Here is a 15306-nt window from a genome sequence, read left to right as displayed (position 1 = left end):
CACCCACGGGAGAGGTTGAACGCTATGGCAGCACGCGACGTGCTGCCTCAGCCAGAAACGCGCTTCGATTGCTGAACTGCGGATGCTCGCTGACAAAGGAATCAATCTTCATCAGTAAACGACGAGGCATCGTGATGTTGATACGCTCGGCCCTGCCGTCGAACTGTTTCATATTAATATCCACCAGCAGCCATTGCCCGCCAGTGAAGTTGTCAGGGTGACTTTCCAGGTGCGCTTCCACATTACCCGGGAGCGGCAATGCTTCATCCATTTCAAACAGCGCTTCGAAGTGCGCTGTGAGCGCCTCACGTGCATCCTGAAATGCGTCATCCAGGGAGTCACCTGCAAAAAAACAGCCTGGAACGTCAGGGAAAAAGCCGCTGGCACTGCCGTCGGTGTCAGAATGAATGTAAGCCGGATAAAACATAACTACTCCTGATATCAGTGTTTAATTCCCGCCTGCCGCCATATCTGCGCGAGCGTGCCCGGTTTAATATCCTTTTTAGGATGTGGGACGGTAACCAGCCCTTTCTGTTCGGGATGGCGAAACTGATGATGGCTTCCTTTCGTTCTGACACATTTCCAGCCGTGGCCGATCAGAACAGTAATGACATCCGCACTTTTCACATCCCAATCCTTCCATGATTATACACATGATACACACCATCGCTATCGGGTTAAATCACATTAGCGTACAAGGAACATCAGTGCAGCGGTGTTTTGACAGAACGGGAAGAAGCATCGAGAAATGAAAAAGGAATACATTGTATTGCAGACAAAAATGCAGGCACGATCGTAGGCCGGGCAAGGCAACGCCGCCACCCGGCTTTACCGCATCAGAAACGCCAGGTCAGGCCGGTCATCAGCGCGAAGCTGTCATCGCGGTCGATCATCGGGCTGTTCTTCACGTCGTCAGGCAAAACGGTGTAGACCGCGCTGGCGTTGAGGTACAGCTTCTGGGTTAACTGATATTTAGCCGCCAGGCCAACGTAGGGCGTCCAGCTGTCACCGGCTGTGTATTGATCCAGACCTGAGCGGCGAGACTCGCTGCCGGATACGCCGTAGTAGTAGTCGTTATAGCTCTCGTCACTATAGAAAATACCGACAGAGGGCGTGAGGGTAAGCCGTTCCATCCTGATTGGACGGAAGTAAGAGACCTCACCCACCACGCCACCGCTTTCATCCGTGGCATCACCCGAGACCGCCACTTTCAGCGACCCCCAGCTTTCATGGCGGTAGTACGCGCCGCCGAGGAAGGCTGACGCTTTACGCTCATCAAGCTGCTTCATCTGATGGTCGTCGTTGTCATCAGGATCTAAATGCAGCGGCATCCACGACGCGGTCAGGCTGAATTCATTTTTTGCGTCTTTCCACAGGATCCATCCTCCGGTGGTCTGACGAACGTAAAAGCGATCGCCTTCGTAGCTAATTAACGGTACTGCGGTAGTATTTTCGTTATAGCCTTTGTAAGGAGACTCATTAAATACAGCCCCCGCTCCAAGTGAAAAATCTCCGGCCAATGCTGAGGATGCTGCAAATAACGTGGCAGCGATGAGTAAATTGTATTTAATAGTCATTACCTGTAATCCATTAAAATGCCAAACAAGCGGGGCGCATAATAATGGTTACAAATTTGCCAATGCAACGCTGCGGTTTATATAATATTATATATAAAATCATATAGATGGGTGCGCATGATGAGTAAATTACAGCTAAAGCCACGCGAATTAAAAATAATCTCCGTCATCGCAGCCACCCACAGCATTGGTGATGCCGCCGCCCTGCTGGGCATGGCGCAGGCCAACGTCAGTAAATATCTCTCTGATTTTGAAACGCGGGTTGGGCTTAAGGTTTTTGAGCGCACGACCCGTCAGCTCGCTCTGACACAGTTTGGTGAAGCGTTACTCCCGTATGTCGACGCCACACTGGACAAACACACTCAACTTGTTAATTTCATTGCCGATTATAAGCATGAAAAGCGTGGAAAAGTTACGATTTATGCCCCAACGGGCATTGTGACCTATCTCGCGCGCCAGGTGATCCACCAGATAAAGGACATCGGGGACATTCGCATCTCCCTGAAAACCTATAATCTGAACCGCAATGAATTTTCAGAAGGCGTTTCCTTTCCGGATGACTGCGATATTTTAATTACCTATGCTCAGCCGAAAGATGAAAACCTGGTCGCCAGCGTGTTAACAAAATATTCCGTCACGGCATTCGCAACCCAGGCATATTTAAATAACCACCCTTTATCCGGACCTGAAGATTTAATTAATCACTCATGTATCCTGATTGACTCCATGCTCGTCGATGATGCCAATATCTGGCGTTTTCGCATGCATGGCAGTGATGATGTGCATGATTATCGGGTGACCGGCAATTATATTTGCGACAATACGCAGACGGCCCTGGAGCTGGCAAGAAATAATCTTGGCATTGTGTTCGCACCGAAAGAGAGCCTGAAAAGAGAATTAACGCAGGGCACGCTGGTTCCCTGCTTCCCGCACCAGGAAGAGTGGTGGCTCGATCTGACGGCCATCTTCCGCAAACGCGAATACCAGCCATGGCGTGTGCAATACGTTCTGGATGGCGTTCTGAACTGCCTGCGCCAGCAAATTGCTCAGGCCGCCCACGGACGGCCTGAGCTGGGCGATTAAAACAGCCCCAGCGGTTTATCGGAGTAGCTGACCAGCAGACATTTCGTTTGCTGATAATGCTCCAGCATCATCTTGTGGGTTTCACGCCCGATGCCCGACTGCTTGTAACCACCAAATGCCGCGTGCGCCGGATAGGCGTGGTAGCAGTTGGTCCAGACGCGCCCGGCCTGAATGCCCCTGCCCATTTTATAGGCCAGATTACCGTTGCGGCTCCAGACGCCCGCCCCCAGGCCATACGGCGTGTCGTTGGCAATTTCCAGCGCCTCCTCCATCGTTTTGAAGGTTGTCACGGCCAGAACCGGTCCGAAAATTTCCTCCTGGAAGACGCGCATGTTGTTCTGCCCGAACAGGATCGTCGGCTCAAGGTAATACCCTTCCTGCAGATCCCCGCCGAGCACCTTACGGCGACCGCCGGTCAGAATATCCGCCCCTTCTTTCTTACCGATATCAATGTAGTTAAGGATGGTTTCCAGCTGGCCATGCGAGACCTGCGCCCCCATCTGGGTGACATTATCGAGCGGGTTACCGCTGCGGATTGACTCGACGCGGCGAATGGCCCGCTCCATAAAGCGCTCATAGATGGACTCCTGCACCAGCGCGCGGCTTGGGCAGGTGCAGACTTCGCCCTGGTTAAACGCAAACAGCGCAAACCCTTCCAGCGCCTTATCGAAGAAAGCGTCCTCTTCCTCCATCACGTCCGCGAAAAAGATGTTCGGGGATTTCCCGCCCAATTCCAGGGTCACCGGAATGATATTCTGCGTGGCATATTGCATAATCTGCTGGCCCACTTCCGTCGACCCGGTAAACGCCACTTTCGCGATCCGTTTTGAGGTGGCCAGATATTCTCCTATCTCACCGCCCGCGCCGTTCACCACGTTAATGACTCCCGGCGGCAGAAGATCGCCAACAATTTCCATCAGCAGCAGGACCGAGAGTGGGGTTAAACGCGCCGGTTTAAGCACAATGCAGTTCCCGGCGGCCAGCGCAGGGGCCATTTTCCAGCTCGCCATCAGCAGCGGGAAGTTCCACGGAATGATTTGCCCGACGACGCCCAGCGGCTCGTGGAAGTGGTACGCCACGGTGTCGCTGTCAACTTCGCTGATCCCGCCCTCCTGTGCGCGAATACAGGAGGCAAAATAGCGGAAGTGGTCGATAGCCAGCGGCACATCTGCCGCCATGGTTTCCCGGATCGGCTTGCCGTTATCCCAGGTTTCTGCCGTCGCCAGCAGCTCCAGGTTCTGCTCCATCCGGTCGGCGATTTTGAACAAAATGGCCGCGCGGTCCTGAACGGAGGTATGCCCCCATTTATCTTTCGCTTTGTGCGCGGCATCCAGCGCCAGGTCGATATCACGCTTGCCGGAGCTGGCTATCTCGCACAGCGGCTGGCCGGTAACGGGGGTCAGGTTGGAATAGTATTCGCCGTCGACGGGGGCCACCCAGTTGCCGCCAATAAAGTTGTCATAGCGGGGCTTCAGCTTGAGGGGAAAACCATATTCGCCGGGCTGGATACGCGAAGAGGGAGGATTATTTGTCATGACCGTCTCCTTGCTGTTGTTATACAACAAGGGTAGTCCCGGCTGGCGGTTTTCTCGCCAGTGGGTGACGGGTTTACGAGCCGTATCACGGATTACCGTACTTTACGTTTCGTTTCTGCTACTGAGCCATACTTATCAGCTCAAGCGCTCATGAGGAACGATGCGATGCAGCTATTTATCGGTTTTGACGTAGGCGGAACCCACATCAAGCACGGCGTGATTGATGAAAATGGCAGGGAGCTGGCGACGGACGAGTTCGATACCCCTGAGGATAAAAACACCTTTAAAAAGAAGTGGAAAGCGGTGGTTGAAGCGTATCAGGACGAATACGACATCGCCGGTATCGGCGTGAGTTTTCCCGGCCATATTAACCACCACAGCGGCGAAGCGGCGAAAGCGGGCGCGCTCGACTATCTCGACGGCGAAAACCTGTGCGAACTCTTCGCCGGGCTGACCGACCTTCCCGTCACTGTAGAAAACGACGCCAACTGTGCGGCTCTGGGCGAGCGCTGGCAGGGCGCGGGTAAGGATTACGAGCATTTCGTCTGCATCACCATCGGCACAGGCATCGGTGGCGGGATTGTGATGGAAGGCGATCTCTATCGCGGGTCACATTACCGCGCCGGCGAATTTGGCGTGCTACCCGTCGGGGATCAGGGCGAACCGATGCACGAGGTTGCGTCTGCCAGCGGCCTGATGAAAGCCTGCCGCCGCGTGTTGGCCGTATCAGAAGAAGAGATGCCTGACGGCGAGGAGCTTTTTAAACGTATGGAGAGCGACGTGCATCTGCGCGAAGCTATTGAAGCCTGGGCACATTTTCTCTCACGCGGCGTTTACAGCGTGATCTCGATGTTCGATCCACAGGCAGTGCTGATTGGGGGCGGGGTAAGCGAGCAGGAGAAAATCTATCTCCTGCTCGATAAATATCTACAGCGATTCGAGGAGTGGGAGGCACTCAAGGTACCCATTCTGCCCTGCGAGCTGGGTAACCAGGCGGGAAGACTGGGCGCGGTATGGCTGGCTAAGCAGAAACTCTCCCGCAGCACGTAGCGCTCAGGGGAACAGCTGCGCGTCGCGAAGCAGATGGTCATTACCCCGGCGACGCGTAAACCCGATACGGTTGAAATATTCCAGGATCTGAATCGCCAGCTTGCGGCCTACGTTCAGCCGATCGCGGAAATCGGCTGCGCAGGTGGAGCCGCGCGCCTGATCCAGTTCGCGGATCAGGTTGGCAAATGCCACAATGCGATCGTTACGGTAATAACGATCTTTCACGATCGCGACTATCAGCCCCTGCTGCGCCGCATGCCGCAATACCTGACGCATCGCCTGCTCGTCGGTGTTCGTCTCACGCGCCAGATCGCGAACCCACCACGGTTCATCCCCAAACATTAAGGCCACTTTTTGCCATATAGCCTCCTGCTCTGCGGTGAACCCGGCCTTGTGATCCGGCAGATGCAGCCAGCCGTGATGGCTTTTAATCACCCCGCTTTCGCGCATGTTTTCAATCAGCAGCAGCACCAGCGCGTCATCTTCCATCGGCAGCGCCATGCGTCTCAGACGCTCACGACCAGGACCGGGCTCATCCTGATGCTGTTCATGGTACGTTGCGAGCGTGTTCAGTATCTTACGCTGCCAGTGTGCAGCCACCGGCGCATCGAGCAGGCTGTTGCCGGCCTGAATAAAGCCCGGCTGCCGGGTCAGCTGACGTAATCCTTCGTCGCTCAGCTGACGTGCCCATGCAAAATCACTCAGGCTCACCGCCCCGCGCTCCAGATGCACCCGCAGCGCGGCGTTATCATCCGGAGCCTGGGCCAGCGCTGCCAGCCATTGCAGATATTCAGGCTTACGCTTGCCGCGTCGAGGCGGGTTAAGCGTCACTACCCGCGCCCCGGCCAGCGTATCCCGCGCGGAAATATCCCGCAGCACCAGACGGTCGTTGTCCGCCAGCCAGAGCGGCGAATCAAAAACCAGTTCGGCAAGATCATTTTCCAGCAGGGACACGCGCCCGGTGATATGGCTGGCCGCGTGGTGAATATGCAGCGGCTGCCATTGGGTCAGGGGTACGTGCGTCTGCAGGGAGACAATCACACGCTCAGACGGCTCGGGCGGGGCGTCGGCCAGCAGCCAGTCGCCGCGGTTAAGCTGCTCTTTTTCTGCATCCCCGACAATGTTGAGCGCGATCCGCTGCCCGGCGTGGGCGTGCTCTGCGGGCTGGTTTTGCGCATGTAAGCCGCGCACGCGCATCGGTTTATTAACGCCCGTCAGCCACAGGCTATCTCCCACCTTCACTTCACCGCTCAGCGCCGTACCGGTGACCACCAGCCCCGCGCCTTTTACGGTAAACGCCCGGTCAATTGCCAGACGGAAACGGTGATGGCTGGCGTGGTCGCGCGACGATAATTGCTGCAAGTGGTAGCGAAGATCGTCGATACCGCGGCCTTCAGTCGCCACGGTGACAAAAAGCGGCGCCTCGGCAAAACCATATTCCCGTAAGGTCGCCCGCACCACTTCACGCACCTCGCTGATGCGCGCCTCATCCACGCGATCGGCTTTAGTCAGCGCCACGGTCAGCTGCGGGTTGCCGGTCAGTTGGAGGATTGCCAGATGCTCACGGGTTTGCGCCATCACGCCGTCGTCGCAGGCCACCACAAGCAGCGCATGATCGATGCCCCCCACGCCCGCCAGCATGTTAGACAGAAACTTTTCATGCCCCGGAACATCAATAAAGCCTAGCACGCGGCCATCCGGCTGGGGCCAATAGGCATAGCCCAGATCGATGGTCATGCCGCGCTTTTTCTCTTCCGGCAGGCGATCGGCATTTATGCCGGTGATCGCCTGCAGCAACGTGGTTTTTCCATGGTCGACGTGACCGGCGGTGGCAATAATCATTTCAGCAACATCTCCAGAAATCGCTCTTCATCTTCAAGGCAGCGCAGATCCAGCCACATGCGGCCATCGTAAATCCGCCCGATGACCGGCGTCGGCAAGCCGCGCCAGCGCAACGACAGCGCCTCAAGGCGGCTGCCGCGCCCGTCACGCGGGGTGAACGTGAGCGCTTCACTCGGCAGCCTGTCCACCGGCAGCGAACCGCTGCCTATCTGCGACTGGCAGGGCTCAATGCGGACGTCAAAATCGGGGTAGTGCGGGGCGACGCGCGGCAGCAGCAGTTCGGCCTGCGCGCGAATCGAGGCGGCATCCCGGCTTAACAGGCGCAGCGTGGGCAGACGGTCGGCCAGCTTCTCCGGGTGGAGATAGAGCCGCAGCGTCGCGTCCAGCGCGGCAAGGGTCATTTTATCGGCCCGCAGGGCGCGCTTGAGCGGGTGCTGCTGCAGCTGCGCAATCAGCTCGCGCTTGCCGACGATAATCCCGGCCTGCGGCCCGCCCAGCAGTTTGTCGCCGGAAAAGCTGACCAGGCTCACGCCTGCGGCAATCATCTCCTGAGGCATCGGCTCTTTTGGCAGCCCGTACAGGCTGAGATCCACCAGCGAACCGCTGCCGAGGTCGGCAATCACCGGAATATTCAGTTCCTGCCCAATCGCCGCCAGCTCGGCCTCGTCAACTGTTTTGGTGAAGCCCTCGATATGATAATTGCTGGTGTGGACCTTCATCAGCAGGGCGGTATTTTCATTCACCGCCGCGCGATAATCTTTCGCATGGGTACGGTTCGTGGTGCCCACCTCATGCAGCGTGCAGCCAGCCTGACGCATCACGTCCGGGATGCGAAACGCCCCGCCAATCTCCACCAGCTCGCCGCGGGACACCACCACCTCTCTGCCGCTCGCGGTCGCCGCCAGCATCAACAGCACCGCCGCCGCGTTGTTATTCACAATGCAGGCATCTTCCGCGCCGGTTAGCTGGCAGAGCAGATCCGCCAGCGCGCGATCGCGATGCCCGCGCCCCGCGCCGTCCAGATCGTACTCCAGCGTCACAGGCGAGCGCATGGCCTGCACGACCGCAGCCACCGCCTCTTCCGCCTGCTGCGCGCGCCCCAGGTTGGTGTGCAGCACGGTTCCCGTCAGGTTAATCACCGGGCGTAACGCGCTTTGCGCTTTCTCGTCCAGCCGGTGCTCAACTTCCTGCTCCCACGCTGTGCACCAGTCGGGCAAGGTGTTTTCGGCCTGGATATGGCCGCGGGCTTCATCCTGAAGCAGACGTAACATCTCCACCGTCGCGGTATGGCCGAAGCGCTCAACGGCAGCATGAATGCGGGGCTCGCGAAGAAGTCGGTCGGTCGCGGGGATCTGGCTGTACAGCGAATGATGAGTAGTCATGAAAGCGCCTGGCGAGTAAATATCTTCCCCCCTCCCGACGGGAGAGGGAGTTAACATGTGGAGGGATTGTACCGCCTCCGACGCCGAAGTGTTATATACCCTAAATAATTCAAGTTGCATGAAGGCGGCGACGCAGTGAATCCCCAGGAGCGTACATGAGTACGTGACTGGGGTGCCAACGCACATGCAGCTTGAAGTATGACGGGTATAACCCGCGTCAAGCCTTTGGCGGTTCTGTACGGGCAAAGCTCTCGCGGCTAAAGAGCGTTTCGGCAAGTTTCACCAGCAGCGGACGGTCCACGCACCAGCCAGGGGACACCCGGCGGAAGTTGAGATAGCCGATGGCGCAGGCGATGGCGATGGTTGCCAGGTTCAGGCTGTCGGTGTGGATCTTGCCCTCCCGGATAAGCTTTTCGCACATATCCAGACTGCGGCTGATTTTTTCCCGCTGGCGCAGCAATTCGTTTTCTGACTGCTGCGCGGCGGGACGCGCCTGCTCGCGTACGGAGGTGAGTGCCGCATCCATAATGCCATCGGCCAGGGCTTCAATTTGCTTCACCGCCAGCGCCGCTTTAGGGTCAGACGGCAGCATTGCCGGGGCAACGCCCAGCAGTTCGACATACTCCGCAATGATGGGGGAATCGAACCAGTATTCGCCCTCGTCCGTTACCAGCGCCGGAACTTTCCCCAGCGGGTTATACTGCGCGACACCGTTTTCGACGTTGTAGGGCTGCTCATTAACGAATTCAAATTCAATCCCTTTCTCCAGCAGGAGAATCGAGATTTTTCGCACGAAGGGACTGGTGTAGCTACCGATGAGTTTCATTGCCTGATCCTTGATGCCGGGAAAAAGTCAGTATGGATCAAGCGATGAAAAAAGGGCAGGTATGTGTGTCGCATTCCTGCCCCGGAAGGATTAGTGATCGAGATAGAGGTAGTGCATCCAGCTGGTCATACGCAGCAGCACTTTACGCATCACCGAGACGTGGGCGAAATGATCCGAATAGACCGCCACCTGGGCATAAATGCCGTCCGGCAAAGCATCGACGTCAGCGTTAGGCTCCAGCTCAATCAGCGCCTGTACGCCATCCGTACCCGGCGCGACGGTCAGTGCCTGCAAGGCGCCCTGCGCCTGATACGACCCGCCCGGCACCACAGGCAGAACGCTGGTGAGCTTACCGGTGAACACCTGGCCCGGCAGCGCGTTAAACACCACTTCCGCTTCATCGCCCGGCTTCAGGCGCAGCAGCGAGTTCTGACGGAACTGGGCCACAATCTGACGCTTCTGTTCAGGAATGAAGACCATCACCGGGCGCAAAGGCAGCGCGGCGGCATAGGTTCCCGGACGAATCAGCACCTGGGTGATATAGCCGTTGCTCGGCGCGCGCACCACGGTCTGATCGAGGTTGTATTTCGCTTCAGCAAGCTGGGCGCGTAACGAGGCAATCTGCGACTGCTCGCCGTTCACCATGCTGTCCAGCTGGCTTTGAATCTGCGTCTGTTCAGCAACGGAACCTTTCACCATGGCATCCTGCGCCAGATAGTTCTGCCGCGCGTTATCAATATCGCTTTCAGAGAACGGATTCACCTTCGCCTGGCTGCCTTTCAGGTAGCGCTGATAATCTTTATACAGGCGATCGCGTTCAGCGGAGACGCGTGTCGTATTGGCAACCGCTTCCGACAGCTGCGCTTTCAGATTGTCGATATTGTGCGTCGCGGTCACCAGGTCTGCCTTCAGTCTGTCGACGCGCGCCTGATAGCGGCCCGGATCCAGTTTAAATAACACTTCGCCTTTTTTAATGAGCTGGTTATTTTTATCGGTCACTTCAGTCACCACTCCCGTGACCTGCGGCGTAATCGGAATGGAAATAACCGCTTTTTGCGCCGTAAAGGTATACGGATGGTTATAGTTCATTAGCAGAATAAGTCCGGCAACAATAAACACGCCTCCTAACGTCGCGGTAGCAAGCGTCCACTGGTTTACCGGAATACGGAATATTTTAAAGATTGCCCAGGCAAATGCCACATAGGTCAGAATAATCAACAGATCCATGATTAGCGCTCCAGCGTGTTTTTATCATCAGAGGGCTGAACCGCTGCCAGCTTGTGTTCTAACTCGGCCACGCGTTTGGCCAGCGCATCCATGCCCGGAACCTCATCCGCCCTGGTGATGTGGTTCTGCATACCCCAGCCGCGATCTTCGCGGTACAGGGTGGCCCAAATCCACAGGAACGGCCAGATGGCATGGAGCGTAAACAGGCTGATCCAGCCTGCCGTATGAATAGCATCGGCATGGGGATGATTGCGCTTTTTGGCCATATTATAGGGGATATCATGAATGGCAATGATTCCGTAAAAAAGAACCAGAAATACAAAAATCAACACGCCCAGCGCGAAATAGTTGAGAAACATATTCTCCTCACTTAAACAACGTCAACTCATTAAACTAATAAAACAGCACGCAGCCTAATTAATTTATTTTTAAATTTAAAAGGCACACTGATTATTTCAGAGCCGGGGAGTATCGTTTTTTATAATATCTCCATGCAAGTTTATAAGCGTGTCAAAATATATCCTGAATAATAATATACTCAACCTTACATAATGAGCGTAATTCAGGTTTTAGCTTTCCGCCATACTACATACGAAAAGTGTTTTTTTAGCTTTCCGTGTCACGGAAGGCCATCCTGACGCCGATCCCAGCCGGAGAAATCTGCATAAAAATATTTTGTGAAATCAGTCACAATCCAGAAACAAACTCACGAAACCAAAAAGAGATATACATCACAAAAATCCGTGGTTTTTGCTTCTTTTCTCGCCATCGTATTTTTTTTGCCCACTTATTTTGTGATTCAGATCACCATGAAGGGCGGCACACCCCCTGCATTTACGTGATGGGCATCACATAAATTTTCGCTGTCTGGACAGTTGAACGATTCAGTGCCAGATTTCACAGCATCAGAACAGGGCCCGGCTACCTCTGCCGCCGCACATTAACGATAAACCTCGGGCCGCAAGCCTAAGAGTAAACATAAGAAGGGGTGTTTTATGTCATCCGATTTCAAGATCAAAGTTCAAAGCTTTGGTCGTTTCCTCAGCAACATGGTGATGCCAAATATCGGCGCGTTTATCGCGTGGGGTATTATCACCGCATTGTTTATTCCGACAGGGTGGTTGCCTAACGAAACGCTGGCGAAACTTGTTGGCCCAATGATTACCTATCTCCTGCCGCTGCTCATCGGTTACACCGGTGGTCGTCTGGTGGGCGGTGACCGTGGTGGCGTAGTGGGTGCTATCACGACTATGGGTGTTATCGTCGGTGCGGATATGCCGATGTTCCTCGGTGCGATGATTGCCGGTCCTCTCGGCGGCTGGGCGATTAAGAAATTCGACGTCTGGGTTGATGGCAAGATCAAATCCGGCTTCGAAATGCTGGTGAACAACTTCTCTGCGGGCATCATCGGGATGATCCTCGCGATTCTGGCGTTCCTCGGCATTGGTCCGGCTGTTGAAGTGCTGTCCAAACTGCTGGCGGCGGGCGTTAACTTCATGGTGGCGCACGACATGCTGCCGCTGGCGTCTATCTTCGTTGAACCGGCGAAAATCCTGTTCCTGAACAACGCCATCAACCACGGTATCTTCTCGCCGCTGGGTATTCAGCAGTCTCACGATCTCGGTAAGTCCATCTTCTTCCTGATTGAAGCGAACCCGGGTCCGGGCATGGGCGTTCTGCTGGCGTACATGTTCTTTGGTCGCGGCAGCGCGAAGCAGTCTGCTGGCGGTGCGGCTATCATCCACTTCCTGGGTGGTATCCACGAAATTTACTTCCCGTACGTGCTGATGAACCCACGCCTGATCCTGGCCGTTATCCTCGGCGGTATGACCGGCGTGTTCACCCTGAGCGTGCTGGGCGGCGGCCTGGTCTCCCCTGCTTCTCCGGGCTCTATCCTGGCGGTGCTGGCGATGACCCCGAAAGGTGCGTACTTCGCGAACATCGCGGCGATCTGTGCCGCAATGGCGGTCTCCTTCGTGGTCTCTTCTATCCTGCTGAAAACCAGCAAAGTGAAAGAAGACGACGATATTGAAGCGGCAACCCGCCGTATGCACGACATGAAAGCCGAATCCAAAGGCGCGACCCCGCTGGCGGCTGGCGACGTCTCTAACGACCTGAGCCACGTGCGTAAAATCATCGTTGCCTGCGACGCCGGTATGGGTTCCAGCGCAATGGGTGCAGGCGTGCTGCGTAAGAAAGTGCAGGATGCGGGCCTGACCAACATCTCCGTGACCAACAGCGCCATTAACAGCCTGCCGCCGGACGTTGACCTGGTCATCACGCACCGCGACCTGACCGAACGCGCCATGCGTCAGGTGCCGCAGGCACAGCACATCTCGCTGACCAACTTCCTCGACAGCGGCCTGTACACCAGCCTGACCGAACGTCTGGTTGCCGCGCAGCGTCATGAAGATAATGAAGTGAAAGTGCGTACCAGCCTGCAGGACAGCTTTGACGAGAGCAATGCTCACCTGTTCAAGCTGGGCGCGGAGAACATCTTCCTCGGTCGTACCGCGGCCACTAAAGAAGAGGCGATTCGCTTTGCTGGTGAACAGCTGGTGAAAGGCGGCTACGTTCAGCCAGAATACGTTGAAGCGATGCTGGAACGTGAAAAACTGACGCCGACCTACCTGGGTGAATCCATCGCGGTTCCGCACGGTACGGTTGAAGCGAAAGACCGCGTGCTGAAAACCGGCGTAGTGTTCTGTCAGTATCCTGACGGCGTGCGCTTCGGTGAAGAAGAGGACGACATCGCCCGTCTGGTGATTGGTATCGCCGCTCGCAATAACGAGCACATTCAGGTGATTACCAGCCTGACCAACGCGCTGGACGACGAAACCGTCATTGAGCGTCTGGCTAACACCACCAGCGTTGAAGAAGTTCTGGCCCTGCTCAACAAATAGCAGTCCCTCTTCCCTCTCCCCTTTGGGGAGAGGGCTAGGGTGAGGGGGTAAACGTTCCTCACCCCAGCCCTCTCGGGTAAAAACATTGATTAAGGTTAACACTATGAAAGCATTACATTTTGGTGCAGGTAACATCGGTCGTGGCTTTATCGGTAAACTGCTGGCAGACGCGGGCATTACCCTGACATTCGCCGATGTGAATCAGGTGGTTCTGGATGCCCTGAATGCCCGTCATAGCTATCAGGTCCATGTGGTGGGTGAAAATGAACAGGTTGAAACCGTCTCTGGCGTCAACGCGGTCAGCAGCATCGGCGACGACGTGATTGATCTGATCGCCAGCGTTGACCTGGTGACCACCGCTGTGGGCCCGGTCGTACTTGAGCGTATCGCTCCAGCAGTCGCGAAAGGCCTGGCAAAACGTAAGGCGCAGGGCAACGACGCTCCGCTGAACATCATCGCCTGCGAAAACATGGTGCGCGGTACCACGCAGCTGAAAGGTCACGTCATGGCGGCCGTGGCTGACGAAGATAAAGCCTGGGTTGAAGCGCACGTTGGTTTTGTCGATTCCGCCGTGGACCGCATTGTTCCGCCGTCCGAATCCGCCACCCACGATCCGCTGGAAGTGACCGTAGAAACCTTCAGCGAGTGGATCGTCGATAAAACCCAGTTTAAGGGCACGCTGCCGACCATTCCGGGTATGGAATTAACCGATAACCTGATGGCATTTGTCGAACGCAAACTCTTCACGCTGAACACCGGGCATGCTATAACCGCGTACCTCGGAAAGTTGGCCGGTCATCAGACCATTCGTGATGCGATCCTCGATGAGCAGATCCGCGCGGTGGTAAAAGGGGCGATGGAAGAGAGCGGCGCGGTGCTGATCAAACGCTACGGTTTTGATGCTGATAAACACGCAGCATACATCCAGAAAATCCTCAGCCGCTTTGAAAACCCGTATCTGAAAGATGACGTTGAGCGCGTGGGCCGTCAGCCGCTGCGTAAGCTGAGCGCGGGCGACCGCCTGATTAAGCCGCTGCTCGGCACGCTGGAATACGGTCTGCCGCACGCCAATCTGGTGAAAGGAATTGCCGCCGCGATGCACTACCGCAGCGAGCAGGACCCGCAGGCGATTGAGCTGGCTCAGCTGATTGATGACAAAGGCGCGCAGGCTGCGCTGGCGCAGATTTCCGGTCTGGACGCCAGCAGCGACGTGGTGGCGGAGGCGGTTAACGCATATAACGCAACCAAATGATACAGAATCCGGCGCAGGTTAGCCTGCGCCCGAATAACAGATTGTCAGATATGCAGGCAATAATGGAACAAACCCAGGCCTTTGAAAATCGTGTGCTTGAGCGTCTGAATGCTGGCAAAACCGTACGAAGTTTCCTGATTGCCGCCGTCGAGCTGTTAACCGAGGCGGTGAACATTCTGGTGCTTCAGGTGTTTCGCAAAGACGACTACGCGGTAAAGTACGCTGTAGAACCGTTACTGGACGGAGACGGACCGCTGGGCGATCTGTCGGTGCGCCTGAAGCTGATTTATGGCCTGGGCGTGCTCAACCGACAAGAGTATGAAGATGCGGAACTGTTAATGGCGCTGCGCGAAGAGCTCAATCATGACGGTAATGAGTATACCTTTACCGATGATGAGATTCTGGGCCCCTTCGGCGAGCTGCACTGCGTTACCGCCCTGCCTCCTGCTCCCCATTTTGATAACAGCGACCCTGAACTGTACGCGATGCAAAAGCTGCGCTATCAACAGGTTGTCCGTTCCACTATGGTCCTCTCCCTGACTGAGCTGATTTCTAAAATCAGCTTAAAAAAAGCGTTTCAGAAGTAAGCCCGTTCACATTGGTGTATCCTTCCCTGTAAATTCCCCGTT

Annotated in this window: 14 protein-coding genes; 5 read left to right on the top strand and 9 right to left on the bottom strand. The window is 55.9% G+C overall.

Going from position 1 to position 15306, the window contains the following annotated elements; translation table 11 throughout:
* Positions 1 to 22: 22 nt before the first annotated feature.
* The 3 genes from AB8818_RS16155 to AB8818_RS16145 all read right to left on the bottom strand — a co-directional run bounded on the left by AB8818_RS16155 (position 23) and on the right by AB8818_RS16145 (position 1577).
* Positions 23 to 427, bottom strand: a complete 405-nt coding sequence (locus AB8818_RS16155; protein WP_116343040.1) for a type II toxin-antitoxin system HicB family antitoxin — start codon at positions 425 to 427, stop codon at positions 23 to 25.
* 14 nt (positions 428 to 441) lie between these two features.
* Complete coding sequence (locus AB8818_RS16150) at positions 442 to 627, bottom strand: type II toxin-antitoxin system HicA family toxin (protein WP_041911637.1); 186 nt, start codon at positions 625 to 627, stop codon at positions 442 to 444.
* A 209-nt stretch (positions 628 to 836) separates the two neighbouring features.
* Positions 837 to 1577, bottom strand: a complete 741-nt coding sequence (locus AB8818_RS16145) for a MipA/OmpV family protein (protein WP_192984097.1) — start codon at positions 1575 to 1577, stop codon at positions 837 to 839.
* 117 nt (positions 1578 to 1694) lie between these two features.
* Here AB8818_RS16145 and AB8818_RS16140 point away from each other — a divergent pair, with 117 nt between their 5' ends.
* Entirely contained in the window at positions 1695 to 2660 is a 966-nt protein-coding gene (locus AB8818_RS16140) for a LysR family transcriptional regulator (protein WP_116343034.1), read from the top strand.
* Here the strand turns inward: AB8818_RS16140 and aldB are convergent.
* Positions 2657 to 4195 carry an aldehyde dehydrogenase AldB gene (gene aldB, locus AB8818_RS16135; RefSeq protein WP_166709708.1) on the bottom strand — a complete coding sequence of 513 codons (1539 nt, stop codon included), beginning with the start codon at positions 4193 to 4195 and terminating at the stop codon, positions 2657 to 2659. The genes AB8818_RS16140 and aldB overlap by 4 nt on opposite strands.
* A gap of 165 nt (positions 4196 to 4360) precedes the next feature.
* Between aldB and AB8818_RS16130 the strand changes: the two genes are divergently transcribed.
* Positions 4361 to 5245, top strand: coding sequence for an ROK family protein (locus AB8818_RS16130; protein ID WP_163330040.1), 885 nt, complete (start codon positions 4361 to 4363; stop codon positions 5243 to 5245).
* Between the two features lie 3 nt (positions 5246 to 5248).
* On the opposite strand, the gene selB is transcribed toward AB8818_RS16130, so the two are convergent.
* The 5 genes from selB to AB8818_RS16105 all read right to left on the bottom strand — a co-directional run bounded on the left by selB (position 5249) and on the right by AB8818_RS16105 (position 10881).
* Positions 5249 to 7087, bottom strand: a complete 1839-nt coding sequence (selB, locus tag AB8818_RS16125; protein WP_192984100.1) for a selenocysteine-specific translation elongation factor — start codon at positions 7085 to 7087, stop codon at positions 5249 to 5251.
* Positions 7084 to 8469, bottom strand: coding sequence for an L-seryl-tRNA(Sec) selenium transferase (gene selA, locus AB8818_RS16120; RefSeq protein WP_192984103.1), 1386 nt, complete (start codon positions 8467 to 8469; stop codon positions 7084 to 7086). The genes selB and selA overlap by 4 nt, the downstream gene beginning before the upstream one ends.
* 217 nt (positions 8470 to 8686) lie before the next feature.
* Entirely contained in the window at positions 8687 to 9295 is a 609-nt protein-coding gene (locus AB8818_RS16115; RefSeq protein ID WP_192984106.1) for a glutathione S-transferase, read from the bottom strand.
* A 90-nt stretch (positions 9296 to 9385) separates the two neighbouring features.
* A complete protein-coding gene (locus AB8818_RS16110) occupies positions 9386 to 10522 on the bottom strand; it encodes an HlyD family secretion protein (RefSeq protein ID WP_116343021.1) in 1137 nt (378 codons plus the stop codon).
* A 2-nt stretch (positions 10523 to 10524) separates the two neighbouring features.
* The gene (locus AB8818_RS16105; RefSeq protein ID WP_116343019.1) at positions 10525 to 10881 is read right to left on the bottom strand and encodes a DUF3302 domain-containing protein; all 357 of its coding nucleotides are present in this window, start codon (positions 10879 to 10881) and stop codon (positions 10525 to 10527) included.
* 636 nt (positions 10882 to 11517) lie between these two features.
* On the opposite strand from AB8818_RS16105, the gene AB8818_RS16100 reads away from it, so the two are divergent.
* The 3 genes from AB8818_RS16100 to mtlR all read left to right on the top strand — a co-directional run bounded on the left by AB8818_RS16100 (position 11518) and on the right by mtlR (position 15264).
* Complete coding sequence (locus AB8818_RS16100) at positions 11518 to 13425, top strand: PTS mannitol transporter subunit IICBA (protein ID WP_116343017.1); 1908 nt, start codon at positions 11518 to 11520, stop codon at positions 13423 to 13425.
* 103 nt (positions 13426 to 13528) lie between these two features.
* On the top strand, positions 13529 to 14677 hold the full coding sequence (gene mtlD / locus AB8818_RS16095; RefSeq protein WP_192984109.1) for a mannitol-1-phosphate 5-dehydrogenase: 1149 nt from the start codon (positions 13529 to 13531) through the stop codon (positions 14675 to 14677).
* The gene (gene mtlR / locus AB8818_RS16090; protein ID WP_047363332.1) at positions 14674 to 15264 is read left to right on the top strand and encodes a mannitol operon repressor MtlR; all 591 of its coding nucleotides are present in this window, start codon (positions 14674 to 14676) and stop codon (positions 15262 to 15264) included. Before mtlD ends, mtlR begins: the two co-directional genes overlap by 4 nt.
* Positions 15265 to 15306: the final 42 nt, after the last annotated feature.

The sequence above is a fragment of the Enterobacter sp. KB-280D8 genome (assembly GCF_041399405.1).
Classification (GTDB): domain Bacteria; phylum Pseudomonadota; class Gammaproteobacteria; order Enterobacterales; family Enterobacteriaceae; genus Enterobacter; species Enterobacter cloacae_N.
This window is presented reverse-complemented; position numbering and strand designations above follow the sequence as displayed.

Bases quoted from the DNA above. Each gene is read 5' to 3' on its own strand.
- AB8818_RS16155 (WP_116343040.1), bottom strand. From the start codon at position 427: ATGTTTTATCCGGCTTACATTCATTCTGACACCGACGGCAGTGCCAGC.
- AB8818_RS16145 (WP_192984097.1), bottom strand. From the start codon at position 1,577: ATGACTATTAAATACAATTTACTCATCGCTGCCACGTTATTTGCAGCA.
- AB8818_RS16140 (WP_116343034.1), top strand. From the start codon at position 1,695: ATGATGAGTAAATTACAGCTAAAGCCACGCGAATTAAAAATAATCTCC.
- aldB (WP_166709708.1), bottom strand. From the start codon at position 4,195: ATGACAAATAATCCTCCCTCTTCGCGTATCCAGCCCGGCGAATATGGT.
- AB8818_RS16130 (WP_163330040.1), top strand. From the start codon at position 4,361: ATGCAGCTATTTATCGGTTTTGACGTAGGCGGAACCCACATCAAGCAC.
- selB (WP_192984100.1), bottom strand. From the start codon at position 7,087: ATGATTATTGCCACCGCCGGTCACGTCGACCATGGAAAAACCACGTTG.
- selA (WP_192984103.1), bottom strand. From the start codon at position 8,469: ATGACTACTCATCATTCGCTGTACAGCCAGATCCCCGCGACCGACCGA.
- AB8818_RS16115 (WP_192984106.1), bottom strand. From the start codon at position 9,295: ATGAAACTCATCGGTAGCTACACCAGTCCCTTCGTGCGAAAAATCTCG.
- AB8818_RS16110 (WP_116343021.1), bottom strand. From the start codon at position 10,522: ATGGATCTGTTGATTATTCTGACCTATGTGGCATTTGCCTGGGCAATC.
- AB8818_RS16105 (WP_116343019.1), bottom strand. From the start codon at position 10,881: ATGTTTCTCAACTATTTCGCGCTGGGCGTGTTGATTTTTGTATTTCTG.
- AB8818_RS16100 (WP_116343017.1), top strand. From the start codon at position 11,518: ATGTCATCCGATTTCAAGATCAAAGTTCAAAGCTTTGGTCGTTTCCTC.
- mtlD (WP_192984109.1), top strand. From the start codon at position 13,529: ATGAAAGCATTACATTTTGGTGCAGGTAACATCGGTCGTGGCTTTATC.
- mtlR (WP_047363332.1), top strand. From the start codon at position 14,674: ATGATACAGAATCCGGCGCAGGTTAGCCTGCGCCCGAATAACAGATTG.